The following is a 231-nucleotide window of genomic DNA, read 5'->3' as shown; positions in this document are numbered from 1 at the left end:
TGTGGCTGATGTTGAGTTATTAATTGTCAGGTTTATCGTAATGGTACTATCACAGCCCGCTGCATTAGCAATCACATCAGTGTACGTTCCAGATGTAGTCAGGATCTGACCACTTGGAGCAGCATAACTACCGCAAGCTGTTGTTGTGATCGTACTTGTTGTGGGTTGGTTGATCGTAACATTAATCGTCATGATGCTATCACAACCCGCTGCATTCGGAATTGTATCCAT

The 231-nt window shown here is 43.7% G+C and carries 1 protein-coding gene; it reads right to left on the bottom strand.

Annotated features, from left to right (window positions below; translation table 11 throughout):
• Positions 1 to 231: hypothetical protein (locus F3059_RS13755; RefSeq protein ID WP_170265193.1), on the bottom strand; the 231-nt coding region annotated here is incomplete at both ends.

The organism is Salibacter halophilus (assembly GCF_008806325.1).
Lineage (GTDB): Bacteria > Bacteroidota > Bacteroidia > Flavobacteriales_G > Salibacteraceae > Salibacter > Salibacter halophilus.
This window is presented reverse-complemented; position numbering and strand designations above follow the sequence as displayed.